29 protein-coding genes are annotated in these 19,978 nt (G+C 66.9%); 1 reads left to right on the top strand and 28 read right to left on the bottom strand.

All coding sequences use genetic code 11. The features are described from left to right. Window positions 1–94 precede the first annotated feature (94 nt). The 23 genes from A8W25_RS19510 to rpsJ all read right to left on the bottom strand — a co-directional run bounded on the left by A8W25_RS19510 (window position 95) and on the right by rpsJ (window position 11,956). Complete coding sequence (locus tag A8W25_RS19510) at window positions 95–754, bottom strand: adenylate kinase (RefSeq protein WP_067163182.1); 660 nt, start codon at window positions 752–754, stop codon at window positions 95–97. Next, entirely contained in the window at window positions 754–2,067 is a 1,314-nt protein-coding gene (gene secY, locus A8W25_RS19505) for a preprotein translocase subunit SecY (RefSeq protein WP_067163180.1), read from the bottom strand. The genes A8W25_RS19510 and secY overlap by 1 nt, the downstream gene beginning before the upstream one ends. A gap of 216 nt (window positions 2,068–2,283) precedes the next feature. Then, window positions 2,284–2,739: a 50S ribosomal protein L15 gene (gene rplO / locus A8W25_RS19500; protein ID WP_067163177.1), complete on the bottom strand. Its 456-nt coding sequence runs from the start codon at window positions 2,737–2,739 to the stop codon at window positions 2,284–2,286. Window position 2,740: 1 nt separating this feature from the next. Further along, window positions 2,741–2,923, bottom strand: a complete 183-nt coding sequence (gene rpmD / locus A8W25_RS19495) for a 50S ribosomal protein L30 (RefSeq protein WP_007826007.1) — start codon at window positions 2,921–2,923, stop codon at window positions 2,741–2,743. Continuing rightward, window positions 2,923–3,525, bottom strand: coding sequence for a 30S ribosomal protein S5 (rpsE, locus tag A8W25_RS19490; RefSeq protein WP_017239585.1), 603 nt, complete (start codon window positions 3,523–3,525; stop codon window positions 2,923–2,925). Before rpsE ends, rpmD begins: the two co-directional genes overlap by 1 nt. 46 nt (window positions 3,526–3,571) lie before the next feature. Then, on the bottom strand, window positions 3,572–3,955 hold the full coding sequence (gene rplR / locus A8W25_RS19485) for a 50S ribosomal protein L18 (protein WP_067163175.1): 384 nt from the start codon (window positions 3,953–3,955) through the stop codon (window positions 3,572–3,574). 3 nt (window positions 3,956–3,958) lie between these two features. Then, the gene (gene rplF / locus A8W25_RS19480) at window positions 3,959–4,498 is read right to left on the bottom strand and encodes a 50S ribosomal protein L6 (RefSeq protein ID WP_067163172.1); all 540 of its coding nucleotides are present in this window, start codon (window positions 4,496–4,498) and stop codon (window positions 3,959–3,961) included. A gap of 21 nt (window positions 4,499–4,519) precedes the next feature. Then, complete coding sequence (rpsH, locus tag A8W25_RS19475; protein ID WP_067163170.1) at window positions 4,520–4,918, bottom strand: 30S ribosomal protein S8; 399 nt, start codon at window positions 4,916–4,918, stop codon at window positions 4,520–4,522. 212 nt (window positions 4,919–5,130) lie between these two features. Then, complete coding sequence (locus A8W25_RS19470; RefSeq protein WP_004571834.1) at window positions 5,131–5,316, bottom strand: type Z 30S ribosomal protein S14; 186 nt, start codon at window positions 5,314–5,316, stop codon at window positions 5,131–5,133. A 5-nt stretch (window positions 5,317–5,321) separates the two neighbouring features. After that, window positions 5,322–5,879 (bottom strand): 50S ribosomal protein L5, encoded by a 558-nt coding sequence (rplE, locus tag A8W25_RS19465; protein ID WP_067163167.1) that lies wholly within the window; start codon window positions 5,877–5,879, stop codon window positions 5,322–5,324. Next, entirely contained in the window at window positions 5,879–6,202 is a 324-nt protein-coding gene (gene rplX / locus A8W25_RS19460) for a 50S ribosomal protein L24 (protein ID WP_067163164.1), read from the bottom strand. Before rplX ends, rplE begins: the two co-directional genes overlap by 1 nt. A gap of 2 nt (window positions 6,203–6,204) precedes the next feature. Further along, window positions 6,205–6,573, bottom strand: a complete 369-nt coding sequence (gene rplN, locus A8W25_RS19455; protein WP_003956455.1) for a 50S ribosomal protein L14 — start codon at window positions 6,571–6,573, stop codon at window positions 6,205–6,207. A gap of 105 nt (window positions 6,574–6,678) precedes the next feature. Beyond that, on the bottom strand, window positions 6,679–6,963 hold the full coding sequence (gene rpsQ, locus A8W25_RS19450) for a 30S ribosomal protein S17 (protein WP_067163162.1): 285 nt from the start codon (window positions 6,961–6,963) through the stop codon (window positions 6,679–6,681). Further along, a complete protein-coding gene (gene rpmC, locus A8W25_RS19445) occupies window positions 6,963–7,187 on the bottom strand; it encodes a 50S ribosomal protein L29 (protein WP_067163159.1) in 225 nt (74 codons plus the stop codon). The genes rpsQ and rpmC overlap by 1 nt, the downstream gene beginning before the upstream one ends. Continuing rightward, entirely contained in the window at window positions 7,187–7,606 is a 420-nt protein-coding gene (rplP, locus tag A8W25_RS19440; protein WP_053727610.1) for a 50S ribosomal protein L16, read from the bottom strand. The genes rpmC and rplP overlap by 1 nt, the downstream gene beginning before the upstream one ends. Before the next feature lie 5 nt (window positions 7,607–7,611). Further along, on the bottom strand, window positions 7,612–8,454 hold the full coding sequence (rpsC, locus tag A8W25_RS19435; protein ID WP_067163157.1) for a 30S ribosomal protein S3: 843 nt from the start codon (window positions 8,452–8,454) through the stop codon (window positions 7,612–7,614). Then, window positions 8,454–8,801 carry a 50S ribosomal protein L22 gene (gene rplV, locus A8W25_RS19430; RefSeq protein ID WP_004571827.1) on the bottom strand — a complete coding sequence of 116 codons (348 nt, stop codon included), beginning with the start codon at window positions 8,799–8,801 and terminating at the stop codon, window positions 8,454–8,456. Before rplV ends, rpsC begins: the two co-directional genes overlap by 1 nt. Before the next feature lie 42 nt (window positions 8,802–8,843). Beyond that, window positions 8,844–9,125 carry a 30S ribosomal protein S19 gene (rpsS, locus tag A8W25_RS19425; RefSeq protein WP_067163154.1) on the bottom strand — a complete coding sequence of 94 codons (282 nt, stop codon included), beginning with the start codon at window positions 9,123–9,125 and terminating at the stop codon, window positions 8,844–8,846. A 12-nt stretch (window positions 9,126–9,137) separates the two neighbouring features. Continuing rightward, complete coding sequence (rplB, locus tag A8W25_RS19420) at window positions 9,138–9,974, bottom strand: 50S ribosomal protein L2 (RefSeq protein WP_067163152.1); 837 nt, start codon at window positions 9,972–9,974, stop codon at window positions 9,138–9,140. Window positions 9,975–10,013: 39 nt separating this feature from the next. Next, a complete protein-coding gene (rplW, locus tag A8W25_RS19415) occupies window positions 10,014–10,334 on the bottom strand; it encodes a 50S ribosomal protein L23 (protein ID WP_101389599.1) in 321 nt (106 codons plus the stop codon). Continuing rightward, window positions 10,331–10,981 (bottom strand): 50S ribosomal protein L4, encoded by a 651-nt coding sequence (gene rplD / locus A8W25_RS19410; RefSeq protein WP_067163149.1) that lies wholly within the window; start codon window positions 10,979–10,981, stop codon window positions 10,331–10,333. Before rplD ends, rplW begins: the two co-directional genes overlap by 4 nt. A gap of 7 nt (window positions 10,982–10,988) precedes the next feature. Next, on the bottom strand, window positions 10,989–11,633 hold the full coding sequence (rplC, locus tag A8W25_RS19405) for a 50S ribosomal protein L3 (protein ID WP_067163147.1): 645 nt from the start codon (window positions 11,631–11,633) through the stop codon (window positions 10,989–10,991). A 14-nt stretch (window positions 11,634–11,647) separates the two neighbouring features. Further along, complete coding sequence (gene rpsJ, locus A8W25_RS19400) at window positions 11,648–11,956, bottom strand: 30S ribosomal protein S10 (protein ID WP_003948644.1); 309 nt, start codon at window positions 11,954–11,956, stop codon at window positions 11,648–11,650. Window positions 11,957–12,526: 570 nt separating this feature from the next. Between rpsJ and A8W25_RS19395 the strand changes: the two genes are divergently transcribed. After that, window positions 12,527–14,677, top strand: a complete 2,151-nt coding sequence (locus A8W25_RS19395; protein WP_199831781.1) for a PIG-L family deacetylase — start codon at window positions 12,527–12,529, stop codon at window positions 14,675–14,677. A gap of 122 nt (window positions 14,678–14,799) precedes the next feature. On the opposite strand, the gene tuf is transcribed toward A8W25_RS19395, so the two are convergent. The 5 genes from tuf to A8W25_RS19370 form a co-directional block, all read right to left on the bottom strand. Continuing rightward, on the bottom strand, window positions 14,800–15,993 hold the full coding sequence (gene tuf / locus A8W25_RS19390) for an elongation factor Tu (protein ID WP_067163143.1): 1,194 nt from the start codon (window positions 15,991–15,993) through the stop codon (window positions 14,800–14,802). A 162-nt stretch (window positions 15,994–16,155) separates the two neighbouring features. Beyond that, window positions 16,156–18,282, bottom strand: coding sequence for an elongation factor G (fusA, locus tag A8W25_RS19385; RefSeq protein ID WP_067163142.1), 2,127 nt, complete (start codon window positions 18,280–18,282; stop codon window positions 16,156–16,158). A gap of 39 nt (window positions 18,283–18,321) precedes the next feature. Further along, on the bottom strand, window positions 18,322–18,792 hold the full coding sequence (rpsG, locus tag A8W25_RS19380; protein WP_067163140.1) for a 30S ribosomal protein S7: 471 nt from the start codon (window positions 18,790–18,792) through the stop codon (window positions 18,322–18,324). Window positions 18,793–18,794: 2 nt separating this feature from the next. Then, window positions 18,795–19,166, bottom strand: a complete 372-nt coding sequence (gene rpsL / locus A8W25_RS19375) for a 30S ribosomal protein S12 (protein ID WP_007265893.1) — start codon at window positions 19,164–19,166, stop codon at window positions 18,795–18,797. A 218-nt stretch (window positions 19,167–19,384) separates the two neighbouring features. Next, a complete protein-coding gene (locus A8W25_RS19370; RefSeq protein WP_067163138.1) occupies window positions 19,385–19,870 on the bottom strand; it encodes a hypothetical protein in 486 nt (161 codons plus the stop codon). Between the last annotated feature and the right edge of the window lie 108 nt (window positions 19,871–19,978).

Here is a 19,978-nt window from a genome sequence, read left to right as displayed (position 1 = left end):
TACGTCAACGATACGGCCCCGCGCACCCGGGTACGGCAGCGGCCGCGGCGCCCACAGGGGGCACCGCGGCCGTTGACCGTGTACAGGGGTGGCGTCAGGCCGTCTTCTCGGCCTTCAGGGCGTGCATCGCACGCTCCGTGACCTCGTCGACCTTGCCGAGCGCCGAGATCGTCACGACCAGGCCCTGGGCCCGGTAGTAGTCGATGATCGGCTCGGTCTCGCTGTGGTAGACCTCAAGGCGCTTGCGGACCGTGTCCTCGGTGTCGTCACCGCGCTGGTACAGCTCGCCGCCGCAGATGTCGCAGACACCCTCGGTCTTCGGCGCGTTGTAGGCGACGTGGAAGACGTGCGCGGAGTCGGTGCGGCAGATGCGCCGGCCGGCGATCCGCTTCACGACCTCGTCCTCGGGCACTTCGAGGTCCAGGACGGCGTCGAGACGGACGCCGTCCGTCTTCAGCGCCTCGTCGAGGGCCTCGGCCTGCACCACGTTGCGCGGGAAGCCGTCCAGCAGGAAGCCGTGCTGCGCGTCCGACTGGGCCATGCGGTCCTTGGCCATCCCGATGGTGACCTCGTCGGGCACCAGGTTGCCCGCGTCCATGTACGCCTTGGCCTGCTTGCCCAGGTCCGTGCCCTGGCTGATGTTGGCACGGAAGAGGTCGCCCGTGGAGATGTGCGGGATCCCGAGGTTCTTGGCGAGGAACGCGGCCTGCGTTCCCTTGCCGGCACCGGGCGGCCCGACGAGGACGATTCGCATCAGCGGAGGAACCCTTCGTAATTGCGCTGCTGGAGCTGGCTCTCGATCTGCTTCACGGTCTCCAGACCCACACCCACGATGATGAGGATGCTTGTCCCGCCCAGCGGGAAGCTCTGGTTGGCCCCGAAGATCACCAACGCCATCGTCGGTACGAGCGCGATCAGTCCCAGATACAGCGACCCCGGCCAGGTGATCCGGTTGAGCACGTAGCTCAGGTACTCAGCAGTAGGTCGACCAGCCCGGATACCCGGGATGAAGCCACCATACTTCTTCATGTTGTCGGCGACTTCCTCGGGGTTGAACGAGATCGCCACATAGAAGAAGGCGAAGAACACGATCAGGAGGAAGTAGCTGATGATGTAGTACGGGTGGTCGCCCTTGACGAAGTTGTCCTTGACCCAGGTCGCCCAGCCCGCCGTGGAGTTGGAGAACTGCACGACCAGCGCCGGGATGTAGAGCAGCGACGACGCGAAGATGACGGGAATCACACCCGCCTGGTTGACCTTCAGCGGGATGTAGGTCGATGTACCGCCGTAGGAACGGCGGCCGATCATGCGCTTCGCGTACTGCACCGGGATGCGGCGCTGGGCCTGCTCGACGAAGACCACCAGGGCGACCATGACGAGGCCGACCAGGATGACGGTGCCGAACTCGATCCAGCCCTGCGCCAGATGACCCTGCTTCTTGATGGCCCACAGCGAGGTCGGGAAGCTGGAGGCGATCGAGATGAACATCAGGATCGACATGCCGTTGCCGATGCCGCGGTCGGTGATGAGCTCACCGAGCCACATGACGGCGGCGGTGCCGGCGGTCATGGTGACCACCATCGTGATGGTGGTGAAGATCGAGTGGTTGGGCACGATCTCGCTGGCGACCTGGCAGCCGCTGAACAGCGCACCCGAGCGGGCGGTGGCCACCAGGCCGGTGCCCTGCAGGATCGCCAGGGCGACCGTCAGGTAACGCGTGTACTGCGTGATCTTTGCCGTGCCCGCCTGGCCCTCCTTCTTGAGGGCCTCCAGACGCGGGATCACCACGGTCAGCAGCTGCAGGATGATGCTCGCCGTGATGTACGGCATGATGCCCAGCGCGAAGATCGTGATCTGCAGCAGCGCGCCGCCGCTGAACATGTTCACCAGGCCGAAGAGGCTGTTGCCCTGCTGGGCCTGGTCCACACAGATCTGAACGTTCTTATAGCTCACACCGGGGATCGGGACGTGCGTCCCCATCCGGTAGAGCACGATGATGCCGAGCGTGAAGAGCAGCTTCTTGCGCAGGTCAGGCGTCTTGAACGCCTGGGCGAACGCGGTGAGCACGGTGCCTCCTGCGACCCCCGCGCCAGGTGCGACAGAGGTGACGGTCTTGAGGATCGACGGATACGAATGAGTCAGAGGAACCGGACGGCATACCGCACGGAAACTTAGACAGTGCACGCCACCTTACCGGCGACCCTGCCCCCCTAGGAACGACCAACCGGGGATGCCCCATTTGAGAGGGCATCCCCGGTCGGATGTTCAGGCCAACGAGCTGTCTCAGACGAGCTCGGTGACGGTGCCGCCGGCGGCGGCAATCTTCTCCTTGGCGGAGCCGGAGACGGCGTCAACCGTCACCTGCAGCGCCACGGAGATCTCGCCCTGGCCCAGGACCTTGACGAGGCTGTTCTTGCGCACGGCACCCTTGGCGACCAGGTCGGCAACGGTGACTTCGCCACCCTCGGGGTAGAGGGCGCCGAGCTTGTCCAGGTTCACGACCTGGAACTCGGTGCGGAACGGGTTCTTGAAGCCCTTCAGCTTCGGAAGACGCATGTGGAGGGGCATCTGGCCACCCTCGAAGCGCTCCGGAACCTGGTAACGGGCCTTCGTACCCTTGGTACCACGGCCGGCCGTCTTACCCTTCGACGCCTCACCACGACCCACACGGGTCTTGGCGGTCTTGGCGCCCGGGGCGGGACGGAGGTCGTGGGCCTTGAGCGGCTTGTTCTCCGCCATATCAGTCGACCTCCTCAACCGTCACGAGGTGGCGGACGGTGTGCACCATGCCGCGGAACTCGGGACGGTCCTCCTTGACAACCGTGTCGTTCAGGCGCTTGAGCCCGAGCGAACGCAGGGTGTCGCGGTGGTTCTGCTTGCTACCGATGTACGACTTCGTCTGCGTGATCTTGAGACGGGCCATTACGCACCCGCTCCCGCACGCGCACGGAGCAGAGCCGCGGGGGCGACGTCCTCGAGGGGCAGACCACGGCGAGCCGCGATCTCCTCGGGACGCTGCAGGCCCTTGAGGGCCGCCACGGTCGCGTGCACGATGTTGATCGCGTTGTCGGAGCCGAGCGACTTCGACAGGATGTCGTGAACGCCGGCGCACTCCAGGACGGCGCGCACCGGGCCACCGGCGATAACACCGGTACCGGGGGAAGCAGGCTTCAGCAGGACGACGCCCGCGGCCTTCTCACCCTGGATCGGGTGCGGGATGGTGCCCTGGATGCGGGGAACCTTGAAGAAGTTCTTCTTGGCTTCCTCGACACCCTTGGCGATGGCCGCGGGAACTTCCTTGGCCTTGCCGTAACCGACACCTACGGTGCCGTCACCGTCGCCCACCACGACCAGCGCGGTGAAGCTGAAGCGGCGACCACCCTTGACAACCTTGGCAACGCGGTTGATCGCGACAACGCGCTCAACGTAGGCGGTCTTCTCGGCAGCAGCGCCACCGTCGCGACCCTTCCGGTCCCGCCGCTCGCCGCCACCGGCACCGCTTCCGCGGCGCTGGGGTCCAGCCATTGGATTTACCTCTCTCTGTTACGTCCGTTAGTCCCGGAACCGGGGCTTAGAACTTCAGCCCGGCTTCGCGGGCGGCGTCAGCCAGAGCGGCAATGCGCCCGGCGTACCTGTTGCCACCACGGTCGAACACGACGGCCTCGACACCGGCGGCCTTGGCGCGCTCGGCGACCAGGGCGCCGACCGACTTGGCCTGCGCGGACTTGTCGCCCTCGCCACCGCGGATCGACGCGTCCAGGTTCGACGCCGACGCCAGGGTGTGACCCTTGATGTCGTCGATGACCTGAGCGGTGATGCCGCGGTTGGAACGCGTCACGACGAGGCGCGGACGCTCCGCCGTACCCGACACGTGCTTGCGGATGCGGACGTGGCGGCGCGCCTTGGCCGCACGCTTGTAAGCGTCGCCCTTGGCGATCTTCACACCGTATGCCATGGCTTACTTACCAGCCTTTCCGACCTTGCGGCGGATGACCTCGCCGGCGTACTTGACGCCCTTGGCCTTGTACGGGTCGGGCTTCCGCAGCTTGCGGATGTTCGCCGCGACCTCGCCGACCTTCTGCTTGTCGATGCCCTCGACCGAGAACTTCGTGGGCGTCTCGACCTTGAAGGTGATGCCTTCGGGGGCCTCGATGGTGATCGGGTGGCTGTAGCCCAGGGCGAACTCCAGGTTGGAGCCCTTCGCCTGGACGCGGTAACCGACACCGCTGATCTCGAGCGCCTTGACGTATCCCTGGGTCACGCCGGTGATCATGTTCGCCACCAGCGTGCGGGACAGGCCGTGCAGGGCCTTGTTCTGACGCTCGTCGTTGGGACGGGTGACGTTGAGAACGCCGTCCTCGCCCTTAACAATCTCGATCGGCGCGGCGACGGTGTGCGTGAGGGTGCCCTTGGGGCCCTTCACGTTGACCGTCCGGCCGTCGATGGTGACGTCCACACCAGCGGGAACCTGGATGGGGAGCTTGCCGATTCGCGACATTAGCTTTTCCTCCGTTCCCGACTACCAGACGTAGGCGAGGACTTCCCCACCCACGCCCTTCTTGCCTGCCTGCTGACCGGTCAGGAGACCGTGGGACGTGGAGATGATCGCCACGCCCAGGCCACCGAGGACCTTCGGCAGGTTGGTGGACTTCGCGTACACACGCAGACCCGGCTTCGAGATCCGCTTGATGCCGGCGATCGAGCGCTCGCGGTTCGGGCCGAACTTCAGCTCGAGGACGAGGTTCTTGCCGACCTCGGCGTCCTCGACCTTCCAGCCGGTGATGAAGCCCTCCTGCTGGAGGATCTCCGCGATGTGCGACTTGATCTTGCTGTGCGGCATCACGACGGTGTCGTGGTACGCCGAGTTAGCGTTACGCAGACGAGTGAGCATGTCTGCGATGGGGTCAGTCATGGTCATGAATTGGCCTTCGGCCTCTCTCGCCGGGGTTTCCTGTATGCGCCATCCCTCTCCCCACTCATGGGCGGGACGGGTGCGGCGCGGGGACCTACGGCGTAGTAAGTCGTCTGGGCGGCGGACGCCCAACCCTCCTAGCCTAAGCCATGGAGGGAGGGGCCTCCGCCCACCCTTTACTTACCGAGAGACTCCGGAAAAACCCGAAATTACGGGGTTTACCAGGAGCTCTTGGTCACGCCCGGCAGCTCGCCACGGTGAGCCATCTCACGAAGGCAGACGCGGCACAGGCCGAACTTGCGGTACACGGAGTGCGGCCGGCCACAGCGCTGGCAGCGGGTGTACGCGCGCACAGCGAACTTGGGCTTACGGGCAGCCTTCGCGATGAGAGCCTTCTTCGCCATCTCGCTTACGCCTCCTTGAACGGGAAGCCGAGGTGACGGAGAAGGGCACGGCCCTCAGCGTCGTTGGTCGCCGTGGTGACCACGGTGATGTCCATACCCCGGGTACGGTCGATCTTGTCCTGGTCGATCTCGTGGAACATGACCTGCTCCGTGAGACCGAAGGTGTAGTTGCCACGGCCGTCGAACTGCTTCGGCGACAGACCACGGAAGTCACGGATACGCGGCAGCGCGAGCGACAGCGTACGGTCCAGAAACTCCCACATGCGGTCACCACGGAGGGTGACGTGGCAGCCGATCGGCTGACCCTCACGCAGCTTGAACTGCGCGATGGACTTCCGGGCCTTCGTCACGGCCGGCTTCTGGCCGGTGATCGTGGTCAGGTCGCGGATGGCGCCGTCGATCAGCTTGGAGTCGCGGGCGGCGTCGCCCACACCCATGTTGACGACGACCTTGACGAGGCCGGGGATCTGCATGACGTTCTCGTACGAGAACTCCTCACGCAGCTTGCCCGCGATCTCCTCGCGGTACTTCGTCTTGAGACGCGGAGTGGTGGTGGTAGCCATCAGATGTCCTCACCCGTCCGCTTGGCAACGCGAACCTTGTTGCCCTCGTCGTCGAAGCGGTAACCGACACGCGTGACGACCTTGTTGCCGTCCTTCTCCACGACGAGCTGAACGTTGCTCACGTGGATCGGGGCCTCGGTCGTCACGATGCCGCCGGTCTGCGAACCGCGAGCGGTCTGGCCGGCCTTCGTGTGCTTCTTGACCCGGTTGACACCCTCGACCAGGACGCGGTCCTCGCGGGGGAAGGCCGCGATGACCTTGCCCTGCTTGCCCTTGTCCTTACCGGTGATGACCTGAACCAGGTCGCCCTTCTTGATCTTCATGCTTACAGCACCTCCGGCGCGAGCGAGATGATCTTCATGAACTTCTTCTCGCGCAGCTCACGGCCCACCGGGCCGAAGATACGGGTGCCACGAGGGTCGCCGTCGTTCTTGAGAATGACAGCGGCGTTCTCGTCGAAGCGGATGTACGAGCCGTCCTGGCGGCGGCGCTCCTTGACGGTGCGAACGATGACCGCCTTGACGACGTCACCCTTCTTCACGTTGCCACCGGGGATCGCGTCCTTGACGGTGGCGACGATGACGTCACCGATGCCCGCGTAGCGGCGACCCGAGCCACCGAGAACACGGATGCAAAGGATCTCCTTGGCACCAGTGTTGTCGGCGACACGCAGTCGCGACTCCTGCTGGATCACGTCTATCTCCTGATCGTCTGCCGGTTCCCGGCCGGGGCCGTCCCTTGCGGGAGAGCCCCGACCGAGCCTGGCGGAACTGACTTGAAGGGTTACCCCCTCAAGTAATTACTTGGCCTTCTCGAGGATCTCGACGATGCGCCAGCGCTTGCTCGCCGACAGCGGACGCGTCTCCATGATGAGGACGCGGTCGCCGATACCGGCAGCGTTCTGCTCGTCGTGCGCCTTGAGCTTGTTCGTACGGCGGATGACCTTGCCGTACAGCGCGTGCTTCACACGGTCCTCGACAGCGACGACGACGGTCTTGTCCATCTTGTCGCTGACGACGAGACCCTCACGGGTCTTGCGGAAACCGCGCTGCTCAGTCGTCTCAGTCACATTCTTCTCGCTCATCAGGCGCTCTCCACCGTCTCGATGCCCAGCTCGCGCTCGCGCATCAGGGTGTAGATCCGGGCGATGTCCTTACGGACGGACTTGAGCCGACCGTGGTTCTCGAGCTGGCCGGTCGCCGCCTGGAAGCGGAGGTTGAACAGCTCTTCCTTGGCCTCGCTGAGCTTGGCAACAAGCTCCTCGTTGCCCAGCTCGCGCAGCTCGGACGCCTTGGTTCCGGCCGACATCACGCCTCACCTGCCTCGCGCCGAACGATGCGGCACTTCATCGGGAGCTTGTGAGCAGCGCGGGTGAGCGCCTCACGAGCAATCTTCTCGTTCGGGTAGGACAGCTCGAACATCACCCGGCCCGGGTGAACGTTCGCGACCCACCACTCCGGAGAACCCTTACCGGAACCCATGCGGGTCTCGGCGGGCTTCTTCGTCAGCGGGCGGTCCGGGTAGATGTTGATCCAGACCTTGCCGCCACGCTTGATGTGGCGGGTCATCGCGATACGAGCCGCCTCGATCTGGCGGTTGGTCACGTACGCCGGCGTGAGGGCCTGGATGCCGTACTCGCCGAACGCAACCGTCGTACCACCCTTGGCCATACCGCGGCGCTTGGGGTGGTGCTGCTTGCGGTGCTTGACCCTACGGGGGATCAGCATTTCGGTCAGGCCTCCGTTCCGGTGCTCTCAGCCGGAGCGGCGGCGGCGGGAGCCTCGGCCTTGGGGGCCTCGGCAGCCGGCGCAGCCTGCTGCGGCTTGCGGCCGCGACCGCCACGCTCGCCGCCACGACCACCGCGGCCACCGGCCGGACGGTCGCTGGCGCCACCACGGGCCGGGCGGTTACCCGCACGGGCCGCTGCGTTCTCGGCGCGGACCTCGGCGATGTTCTTGACATCGCCCTTGTAGATCCAGACCTTCACGCCGATGCGGCCGAAGGTCGTCTTGGCCTCGAAGAAGCCGTAGTCCACGTTCGCGCGGAGCGTGTGCAGGGGCACACGGCCCTCGCGGTAGAACTCCGAGCGGGACATCTCGGCGCCGCCGAGACGGCCACCGCACTGGATCTTGATGCCCTTGGCGCCGGCCTTCATCGTGCCCTGCATGCTCTTGCGCATGGCACGACGGAAGGAAACGCGGGAGGAGAGCTGCTCGGCAACGGCCTGGGCGACCAGCTGAGCGTCCATCTCGGGGTTCTTGACCTCGAGGATGTTCAGCTGGACCTGCTTGCCCGTGAGCTTCTCGAGGTCGCCGCGGATGCGGTCGGCCTCGGCGCCACGGCGGCCGATGACGATGCCCGGACGAGCGGTGTGGATGTCCACACGCACGCGGTCACGGGTGCGCTCGATCTCCACCTTCGAGATGCCGGCGCGCTCCATGCCGGACGTCATCATCCTGCGGATGGCGACGTCTTCCTTGACGTAGTCCTTGTACAGCTTGTCGGCGTACCAACGGGACTTGAAGTCCGTGGTGATGCCGAGCCGGAACCCATGCGGGTTAACCTTCTGGCCCATTACCGGGTTCCTTCCTTGCTGCTGACGACCACGGTGATGTGGCTGGTCCGCTTACGGATCCGGTAGGCACGGCCCTGAGCACGCGGACGGAACCGCTTCAGGGTCGGGCCCTCATCCACGTACGCCTCGCTGATGACCAGCGAAGAGGCGTCGGTGTGGTCGTAGTTGTGTGCAGCGTTGGCAATGGCGCTGTCCAGCACCTTGCCAACCGGCACGCTCGCGGCCTGCGGGGCGAAACGCAGGACCGCCTGAGCCTCCGTGGCATCCATGCCACGGATGAGGTCCACCACGCGGCGGGCCTTCATGGGCGTGACGCGGATGTACCGCGCCTGGGCCCTGGCTTCCATGGTTGTCCCTTCGGTGTAAGTCATAGTCGTTTCCACCCCGCGTTAGCGGCGCTTCGACTTCCGGTCGTCCTTGACGTGGCCGCGGAAGGTGCGAGTCGGCGAGAACTCGCCGAGCTTGTGGCCGACCATCGACTCGGTGACGAACACCGGGACGTGGGTCTTGCCGTTGTGCACCGCGATCGTGTGACCCAGCATGCTGGGGATGATCATCGAGCGACGGGACCAGGTCTTGATGACGTTCTTGGTGCCTGCCTCGTTCTGTACGTCCACCTTCTTGATGAGGTGTCCGTCGACGAAGGGCCCCTTCTTGAGACTGCGCGGCATCTAAACCCGCTCCTAGCGCTTCTTGTTCGTCTTGCGGCGGCGGACGATGTACTTGCTCGATGCCTTCTTCGGCGAGCGAGTACGACCCTCCTTCTGACCCCACGGCGAGACCGGGTGGCGACCACCGGAGGTCTTGCCTTCACCACCACCGTGCGGGTGGTCAACCGGGTTCATCGCGACACCGCGGACGGTCGGGCGAACGCCCTTCCAGCGCATACGGCCGGCCTTGCCCCAGTTGATGTTCGACTGCTCGGCGTTGCCGACCTCGCCGATGGTGGCGCGGCAGCGGACGTCGACCAGACGGATCTCACCGGAAGGCATACGAAGGTGGGCCATCGTGCCCTCCTTCGCCAGCAGCTGCACGGAGGCACCCGCGGAACGGGCGAACTTCGCGCCGCCGCCGGGCCGCAGCTCGATGGCGTGGATGGTCGTACCGACCGGGATGTTGCGCAGCGCCAGGTTGTTACCGGGCTTGATGTCGGCGGCCGGGCCGTTCTCGACACGGTCGCCCTGGTTCAGGCCACGGGGGGCGATGATGTAGCGCTTCTCGCCGTCCGCGTAGTGCAGGAGCGCGATGCGCGCGGTGCGGTTGGGGTCGTACTCGATGTGAGCGACCTTCGCCGGCACGCCGTCCTTGTCGTGACGACGGAAGTCGATCACTCGGTAGGCGCGCTTGTGGCCACCGCCCTGGTGGCGGACGGTCACACGACCGGTGTTGTTACGGCCGCCCTTGCTGTGCAGGGGGCGGACCAGCGACTTCTCCGGCGTGGACCGCGTGATCTCGACAAAGTCGGCGACGCTGGAGCCACGACGGCCCGGAGTCGTCGGCTTGTACTTGCGGATACCCATTTCTCAGTCCTCGTCCGATATTCGGACCAGGGCGCTCCGTTAGGAGGCCTGGCCGAAGATGTCGATACGGTCGCCCTCAGCGAGGGTCACGATGGCGCGCTTCGTGTTGGCGCGCTTGCCGAAACCGGTCTTGGTGCGCTTGCGCTTACCCTGACGGTTGATCGTGTTGACCCCGGTGACCTTGACCGAGAAGACCGCCTCGACGGCCTGCTTGATCTGGGTCTTGTTGGCGCCGGGCGCGACGATGAACGTGTACTTGTTCTCGTCCAGCAGCGCGTAGCTCTTCTCGGAGACAACCGGCTTGATCAGAAGATCACGCGGGTCCGTGAAGGTCTTGCTGGTAACGGTCGCCGACATCAGGCGTCGCTCCCTTCGGTCTCAGCGGTCTGGGGGCCAGACACGAAGGACTCGAAAGCGGCCTGAGTGAAGACCACGTCGTCGGAGACGATCACGTCGTACGTGTTCAGCTGGCCCGGCTCCAGGATGTGCACCTGGGGCAGGTTGCGGGCGGACAGCCACGCGGCCTCGTCGGCGCGGTCGACGACCAGGAGCAGGTTCTTGCGCTCCGAGATCTTGCCGAACAGCGTCTTGGCGGCCTTGGTGGACACCGCACCGTCGACCACGCCGGTGACGACGTGGATACGGGAGTGGCGCGCCCGGTCGGAGAGGGCACCGCGCAGGGCGGCGGCCTTCATCTTCTTGGGGGTGCGCTGCGAGTAGTCACGCGGCTGCGGGCCGTGGACGACGCCACCGCCGGCGAACTGCGGCGCACGGGTCGAACCCTGGCGCGCGCGGCCGGTGCCCTTCTGGCGGTAAGGCTTCTTGCCACCACCACGGACTTCACCGCGGGTCTTGGTCTTGTGCGTGCCCTGGCGGGCAGCCGCGAGCTGAGCGACGACGACCTGGTGGATCAGCGGAACGCTGGTCTTCGCGTCGAAGATCTCCGCGGGGAGCTCGACGGTCCCGGCCTTGTCGCCAGCCGGCGAAAGGATGTCAATGGTGCTCATCGGTTCCTCAAACCCCCTTGGCCGCAGTACGGACCAGGACGAGGCCACCGTTGGGGCCGGGGACGGCGCCCTTGATGAGCAGCAGACCCTTCTCGGCGTCAACGGCGTGGACGGTCAGGTTCTGGGTGGTCACACGCTCGTTGCCCATGCGACCCGCCATGCGGAGGCCCTTGAACACACGGCCAGGGGTGGCGCAGCCACCGATGGAACCGGGCGAGCGGTGCTTGCGCTGGGTACCGTGACCGGCGCCCAGGCCCTTGAAGTTGTGACGCTTCATGACACCGGCGAAGCCCTTGCCCTTGCTCTTGCCCGTGACGTCAACCTTGACGCCGGACTCGAACACCTCGGCAGTGATCTCCTGGCCCAGCGTGTACTCGCTGGCGTCAGGGGTGCGGAGCTCCACCAGGTGGCGGCGCGGGGTCACGTCGGCCTTGGCGAAGTGGCCCTTGAGGGGCTTGTTCACCTTGCGCGGGTCGATCTCGCCGAAGGCGATCTGGACCGACTCGTAGCCGTCGACGTCGTTGGTGCGAACCTGCGTCACGACGCACGGCCCGGCCTTGACGACGGTGACCGGAACAACGCGGTTGTTCTCGTCCCACACCTGCGTCATGCCGAGCTTCTCGCCCAGGACGCCCTTGATGTTCTTGCTCATCTCGGCCCGTCCCTTCAGAGCTTGATCTCGATGTCGACACCGGCCGGGAGGTCGAGACGCATCAGCGAGTCAACCGTCTTCGGCGTGGGGTCGAGGATGTCGATGAGGCGCTTGTGCGTGCGCATCTCGAAGTGCTCGCGAGAGTCCTTGTACTTGTGCGGCGACTTGATGACGCAGTACACGTTCTTCTCAGTGGGCAGCGGCACCGGGCCCGCGACCGACGCACCAGTGCGGGTCACCGTCTCGACGATCTTCTTCGCCGAGGAGTCGATGACCTCGTGGTCGTAGGCCTTGAGCCGGATGCGGATCTTCTGTCCCGCCATGGCTACCTAGTAGTCCTTTGTCTCGTAACGCTCTGGAACCCGGGGGTTCTGTTGGCCTCCGCCTCCGACCCACGCGGTCGGGCGTGTCGCACTCCCTCTACGCAGAAATCCCATAGGGATTTCCCAACCAAGGGGATGCGGGCCGTGGACCTCGCGAACGGGGGGCAGAACACCCACCGGGCGCCTGGCTGGAGCCCCGCTGACACTTCCCGGAAGATTCCCGTACGTCCGCTCCAGCGCTGCCGCAGGCGACAGATGGGGCGACGAGTACTGTGGGACTCGCTTCCGGTCCTCCCGGCGGGAGGCGCGCAGCATCGGCACTCAACCGAGCAACCCCGACAGTCTGCCATACGGGGGCCTGGCCTGGCCAATCGAGCCGAGGATCGTACCCCACGTCACACGGGCGTACGCACGGGGCGGGGGTGCGGGCCGGAATCGGGGGCCGCGTGCCCCGGCGGCCCCGCACCGGGCCCTTGCCGCCCCACCACGCCGAGCAACCGCGCCCCCCTCCTCCCCGTCTAGTCCGGCGACAAAAGTGCCGAAGAAGTGGACGGGGAACGGGGAACGTACGTGTTCGGAGCATTCGAGGAGCGGGGGCTCAGCAGGCGTGTCGTGCTCGGTGCCGTCGGTGCCGTGGGGGGCGGCGTCGCCGTCGGGGCGTGCTCCGTTCCCGCCAACCGCCGGCACCGGCAGGACGGCGCCACCGCCGCACCCGGCCAGCCCGTCTCCGCCGGGCGGCGTGCCGTGCTGATGCAGATCGTGGCGCACCCCGACGACGACCTGTACTTCATGAACCCCGACACCCAGCACGCCCTCGACGGCGGGGCCGGGATCGTCAGCGTGTATCTCACCGGGGGCGAGGCCAACGGGGACAACCGGGTCGTCAGCGATCCCTCGGACCGGGTCTACGACAAGGCCGCCTATTCCTCCGCCCGGCACCAGGGGCTGCGGCAGGCCTATGCCGCGCTCCTCGGGCTGCCCCTGTTCACCCCGTGGGAGAAGTCCGTACGGGACCTGCGCGGCGGGCATCGCGCCGAGGTCAACACGCTCGTCCACAACGGGCGCCACGTCGAGCTCGTGTTCGTGAACACCGCCATGCACACCCTGCGCGGCAGCCGGATGGGGCTGCCCAGCCTCTGGGAGGACCGGGCGCTGTCGCTGCCCGTCGTCATCGCCGAGGGCTCGCCGCTGACCGCCGCCGCCCCGTACACGTACGACGGACTCGTCGAGGTGATCGCGGGGCTGCTCGACGCGTACGCCCCCACGCTCGTCCAGACCCTCGACCCCGACCCCGACATGCAGCACAGCACCGAGAAGGCGCGGCAGCACGACAGCGAGCAGCCGGGGTACGCCGACCACGCCGACCACACCGCCGCCGCCTCCTTCGCCTGGGCGGGGATGGTGCGGTACGTCGCCCAGGCCACCCGCGACGGGAAGGGGGTACCCGGCTTCGCCGTCACCTCCTACCGCGCCTACTACAACCGGCACTGGCCCAAGAACCTGCCGTCCGCCGTCCTCGCCGAGAAGGCCGCCCACCTGCGGCCCTACGGCGGCGCCCCGAACTGGCAGTGCGGCAACCCCAGCGGCTGCGGGGACTACAACGTCGGCGGGAAGCGGCCGCTGACCAACTGGAAGGGGTGGGTGCGCTCCACCCACTACCGCTTCCCCGGGCCCCGGCCGGTCGTCGGCGACGAGCCCGACGGGCGGCTCGCCGCGTACGGGGTGCTGGGGCTGCGCGCCGTGCGGTGGCGGGAGACCGCGCCCGGCAGCGGCCGGTTCGGGGCGGCCGACGACCTCGGTGGCGGGCCGCTCGCGCCCGTGCTCGGCGGGGCCGCGCTCCGGGACGGGCGGCAGCTGCTCTTCGGGCTGCGGTTCGCCGCGATAGCCGGGCGCGCGGGCGCCAACACGAGGGAGGTCGTCCTCCTGGAGCAGGGCTCCCCCGGCGGGCCCTTCCGGGCCTGGCGCGGGCTGGGGAACCCGGAGGCCGGTGACGACCGGGGGCGCCGCATCGGCTCCCCCGTCGCCGTCACCGCCCCCGACGGCCGCGTCCACCTCTTCGTCCGCAATGCCGACAAGGGCGTCAGTACGCGTGTCCGGGAGGCCGACGGGTCCTGGGGGCCCTGGCGCGCCCTCGGCGGCGAGACCGTACAGGACGGGCTCGGCGCGACCGTGGACGCCCAGGGGCGCGTACATGTCTTCGCGCCCGGATACGACTTCGTCCACCACTGGACGCAGGGCGCGCCCGGGCAGCCGGTCGCCTACGTCAAGGGCGGGCCCCTGCTGCCGCTCGCCGTCGACGCGCCCACCGCCGTGGGCCTGCCCGACGGTGGCGTACAGCTGCTGTACCGGACGCTCACCGACCCCCGGAAGACCAAGGGCAAGGGGCTCGCCCCGGCCGACCCCCGGCTCGTCTCCGTCCGCGCGGACGGGACCGGGCGCACCGCGCCCCCGGAGCCCTTCGACGGGTACGGGCCGGTCGGCGCGCTCCTGTCGCCGAAGGACGACGGCCTGGTCGTGCTGGGCAAGGACGTGAAGGGGCGGGTCCAGGCCCTCGTCGGGGGCGAGCGGCAGACCCGTACCCAGGGCGTGGTGCCGGTCGACGCCCCGACCCTCCACCTCACCGCGCGTGGCCCGGTCGCCGTCGGCCTCGGTGTGGACGGGGCGCCGTGGGTGTGGGCGCTGGGGTCGGCCGGGGCGCCGCCGGTCCGCGCGGCGGGCTGAGCGGGCGTACCGCCCGCGGTGTGCGTCCCGTACCCGCGTACGGACAACGAAAAGGCCCCGCACCTCTCGGTGCGGGGCCCTCTCTCGGTGCTCAGTCGCGAGCTACCAGGTCAGAACACGAATTACTTCGTGATCTTGACGACCTGGCCGGCGCCCACGGTCCGGCCACCCTCACGGATGGCGAACTTGAGGCCCTCCTCCATGGCGATCGGCTGGATCAGCGCGACCGTCATGGCGGTGTTGTCGCCCGGCATGACCATCTCGGTGCCCTCGGGGAGGGTCACCACACCAGTCACGTCCGTCGTACGGAAGTAGAACTGGGGACGGTAGTTGTTGAAGAACGGCGTGTGACGGCCACCCTCGTCCTTGGACAGGATGTAGGCCTGGGCCTCGAAGTCGGTGTGCGGCGTGACCGAACCCGGCTTGATGATGACCTGGCCGCGCTCGACGTCCTCGCGCTTGATGCCACGGAGGAGCAGACCGACGTTCTCACCGGCCTGGCCCTCGTCGAGCAGCTTGCGGAACATCTCGATACCGGTGACCGTGGTGGTGGTCTTCTCGGTCTTGATGCCGATGATGTCGACGGTCTCGTTGACCTTGAGGATACCGCGCTCGATACGACCGGTGACGACGGTGCCACGACCGGTGATCGTGAAGACGTCCTCGATCGGCATCAGGAACGGCTTGTCGACGTCACGCTCGGGCTGCGGGATGGACTCGTCGACGGCCTTCATCAGGTCGAGGACGGTCTGGCCCCACTCGGCGTCGCCCTCAAGGGCCTTGAGCGCGGAGACCTTGACGACCGGCAGGTCGTCGCCCGGGAACTCGTACTCGGAGAGGAGCTCACGGACCTCGAGCTCGACGAGCTCCAGGATCTCCTCGTCGTCCACCATGTCGGCCTTGTTCAGGGCGACGACGATGTACGGAACGCCGACCTGGCGGGCCAGGAGCACGTGCTCCTTGGTCTGCGGCATCGGGCCGTCGGTGGCGGCGACCACGAGGATGGCGCCGTCCATCTGCGCGGCACCCGTGATCATGTTCTTGATGTAGTCAGCGTGACCCGGGCAGTCGACGTGCGCGTAGTGACGCGACTCCGTCTGGTACTCGACGTGCGCGATCGAGATCGTGATACCGCGCTGGCGCTCCTCGGGAGCCTTGTCGATCTGGTCGAAGGCCGAGGCCTCGTTCAGGTCCGGGTACGCGTCGTGCAGCACCTTGGTAATGGCGGCCGTGAGGGTCGTCTTACCGTGGTCGATGTGACCGATGGTGCCGATGTTGACGTGCGGCTTAGTCCGCTCGAACTTTGCCTTCGCCACTGAGTCCTCCTGCGGAGTGGTTCTGTACGCCTTGCTTCATCGGCGCCAGGTGATCTTTGCTGGGATGCCGGGTCCGGGGGCATTCGCCGCAATACTCTCGCATTGCGGCGAATGCCCCACCGGACTCCGGTGACAAGCCTAAAGCGGGTGAACTCCGAAGAGTTACTCGCCCTTGGCCTTCGCGATGATCTCCTCGGCGACGTTCCGCGGAACCTCGGCGTAGGAGTCGAACTGCATCGAGTAGCTTGCGCGACCCGAGGTCTTGCTGCGGAGGTCTCCGACGTAGCCGAACATCTCCGAGAGGGGCACGAGGCCCTTCACGACGCGGGCGCCGCTGCGCTCCTCCATGGCCTGGATCTGGCCACGGCGGGAGTTGATGTCGCCGATGACCTCACCCATGTAGTCCTCGGGCGTGGTGACCTCGACGGACATCATCGGCTCAAGGAGCACGGGCGAAGCCTTGCGCGCGGCCTCCTTGAAGGCCTGCGAACCGGCGATCTTGAACGCGAGCTCGGAGGAGTCGACCTCGTGGTAGCCACCGTCGAGAAGGATGACGCGGACGCCAGTCATCTCGTAGCCGGCCAGGATGCCGAACTGCATGGCCTCCTGCGCACCCGCGTCCACCGACGGGATGTACTCCCGGGGGATGCGGCCACCGGTGACCTTGTTCACGAACTCGTACGACGCCTCGCCGCCCTCGATGGGCTCGATCGCGATCTGCACCTTGGCGAACTGACCGGTACCACCGGTCTGCTTCTTGTGGGTGTAGTCGTGACGCTCGACGGCCTTGCGGATCGTCTCGCGGTACGCGACCTGCGGCTTGCCGACGTTCGCCTCGACCTTGAACTCGCGACGCATACGGTCGACGAGGACGTCGAGGTGAAGCTCGCCCATACCACCGATGATGGTCTGGCCGGTCTCCTCGTCCGAGTGCACCTGGAAGGAGGGGTCCTCCTCCGCGAGACGCTGGATGGCGACACCCAGCTTCTCCTGGTCACCCTTGGACTTGGGCTCGATGGCGACCTGGATGACCGGGGCCGGGAAGTCCATGGACTCCAGGATGACCGGCTTCTTCTCGTCGCACAGCGTCTCACCGGTGGTGGTCTGCTTCAGGCCCATGACGGCGACGATGTCGCCGGCGCCCACCGCGTCGATCTCCTCACGCTTGTTCGCGTGCATGCGGTAGATCTTGCCGATGCGCTCCTTCTTGCCCTTGACGGAGTTCAGCACCGAGGTGCCGGCCTCCAGGCGACCGGAGTAGATCCGGATGAAGGTGAGCTTGCCGAGGTGCGGGTCGCTCGCGATCTTGAACGCGAGGGCCGACAGCGGCTCCTCGTCCGACGGCTTGCGCTTGACGACAACCTCGGCGTCCTTGACGTCGTGGCCCTCGATGGCCTCGACGTCCAGGGGCGAAGGCAGGTAGCGCACGACCGCGTCGAGCAGGGGCTGGACGCCCTTGTTCTTGAACGCGGTGCCGCAGAAGACGGGGGTCACCGTGGTGTCCCCGCCCTTGCCGGACGCGATGGTGATACGACGGACCGCGGCGTACAGCTGCTCCTCGGTGGGCTCGACGCCCTCCAGGAACAGCTCCATGATCTGGTCGTCGTTCTCCGCGACGGTCTCGACCAGCTTGCCGCGCCACTCTTCAGCGGCCTCGACGTGCGTGGCCGGGATGTCGACGACGTCGTACATCTCGCCCTTGGTGGCCTCGGCGGACCAGACAAGCGCCTTCATACGAACGAGGTCGACAACGCCCTCGAAGTTCATCTCGGCGCCGATCGGCAGCTGCATCACGATCGGGGTCGCGCCGAGGCGGTCCACGATCATGTCGACACAGCGGTGGAACTCAGCGCCGGTACGGTCGAGCTTGTTCACGAAGCAGATACGCGGCACGCCGTAACGGTCGGCCTGACGCCAGACCGTCTCGGACTGCGGCTCCACACCGGCGACACCGTCGAACACGGTGACGGCACCGTCGAGGACGCGGAGCGAACGCTCCACCTCGACCGTGAAGTCCACGTGACCCGGGGTGTCGATGATGTTGATGGTGTGGTCGACGTCCTCGAGCGGCCAGTGGCAGGTCGTCGCGGCGGACGTGATGGTGATGCCGCGCTCCTGCTCCTGCTCCATCCAGTCCATCGTGGCAGCGCCGTCGTGGACTTCACCGATCTTGTACGAGACGCCGGTGTAGAACAGGATCCGCTCAGTGGTGGTCGTCTTGCCCGCGTCGATGTGGGCCATGATGCCGATGTTGCGCACCTTGGCCAGGTCAAGCGAAGTGGTAGCCATATCGGCTCAGTCTTCTCTCGGTCTCGATGTGGGTTGCGACTACCAGCGGTAGTGCGCGAAGGCCTTGTTGGACTCGGCCATCTTGTGCGTGTCCTCACGCTTCTTGACGGCCGCACCGAGGCCGTTCGAGGCGTCGAGGAGCTCGTTCATGAGGCGCTCGGTCATGGTCTTCTCGCGGCGGGCGCGGGAGTAACCCACGAGCCAGCGGAGGGCCAGGGTCGACTGGCGACCCGGCTTGACCTCGATCGGGACCTGGTAGGTCGCGCCACCGACACGGCGGGACTTGACCTCGAGGGACGGCTTGACGTTCTCCAGCGCGCGCTTCAGCGTGATGACCGGGTCGTTGCCGGTCTTCTCGCGGAGGCCTTCCATGGCGCCGTAGACGATGCGCTCGGCGGTGGAGCGCTTGCCGTCCAGCAGGATCTTGTTGATCAGCGAGGTGACAAGAGGAGACTGGTAGACCGGGTCGATGATGACCGGGCGCTTCGGGGCGGGGCCCTTACGAGGCATTCTTACTTCTCCTTCTTGGCGCCGTAGCGGCTGCGGGCCTGCTTGCGGTTCTTGACAGCCTGGGTGTCAAGCGCACCGCGGATGATCTTGTAACGAACACCCGGCAGGTCCTTCACACGGCCACCACGCACGAGCACGATCGAGTGCTCCTGCAGGTTGTGTCCCTCACCCGGAATGTAAGCGGTGACCTCGATGCCGGAGGTCAGACGCACACGCGCGACCTTCCGCAGCGCCGAGTTCGGCTTCTTCGGGGTGGTCGTGAACACACGCGTGCAGACGCCACGACGCTGGGGCGAAGCCTCAAGCGCGGGCGTCTTCGTCTTCTCGACCTTGTCCTGCCGGCCCTTCCGGACCAGCTGCTGGATCGTAGGCACTACTTCTCCGGTTTCTGTGTGCCGTTGGTGAAACTAACCTGGAACGTCGCCGACCCACGCGGTCGGGTGTGTCGAATGCTGCAGGCTCTCGCCGTGGGCACGGAGAAAGCGCAGATCGCGGTGGCCGTATCTGGCTCGTCCTGCGGACGTAGGCACGCAGGGGAGCCCAGGCACACCCCAGGCACAAGGTCTGAGCGTACCTACCTCATCGACTTGGGTCAAAACAAATACCCACACGCGGGACACCCCGCGGACCCGGTGAGACGCGTCTCACCCCGCCCCGTCCTCCGGCGGCTCCGCGCCTCCCTTGCCCCGCTCCCGTCTGGGCGCGGCCAGCCGGGGGATGGTGGGCACCTTGGAATGCGGACTCTTGCGTACGAGTCCGGGCGGCGCGGGTTCCGGCCCCCGTCGACGGCGATCCGCGCCCCCACCTTGGCCACCACCGCCCCGAGCGTGCGGCCGACGTCGGCGGTGTACGTACCGGACTCGCCCGCCTCGGCCGCCACCTCCACCGCGGCCGCCACCACGTCCACCAGCCGCTCCTGGGCGCTCATCCCCATCGGCCGCACCGCCTCCTTGGCCACCACCGCCCCGAGCGTGCGGCCGACGTCGGCGGTGTACGTACCGGACTCGCCCGCCTCGGCCGCCACCTCCACCGCGGCCGCCACCACGTCCACCAGCCGCTCCTGGGCGCTCATCCCCATCGGCCGCACCGCCTTTCGAATATGCGTTCGACAAGCGCCACCCACCATACGCCGAAGGGCGCCCACCCCGTGTGAAACGGAGTGGGCGCCCTTCAGCAGACGTACGCC

It is taken from the genome of Streptomyces sp. ERV7, from assembly GCF_001653515.1.
GTDB lineage: Bacteria > Actinomycetota > Actinomycetes > Streptomycetales > Streptomycetaceae > Streptomyces.
This window is presented reverse-complemented; position numbering and strand designations above follow the sequence as displayed.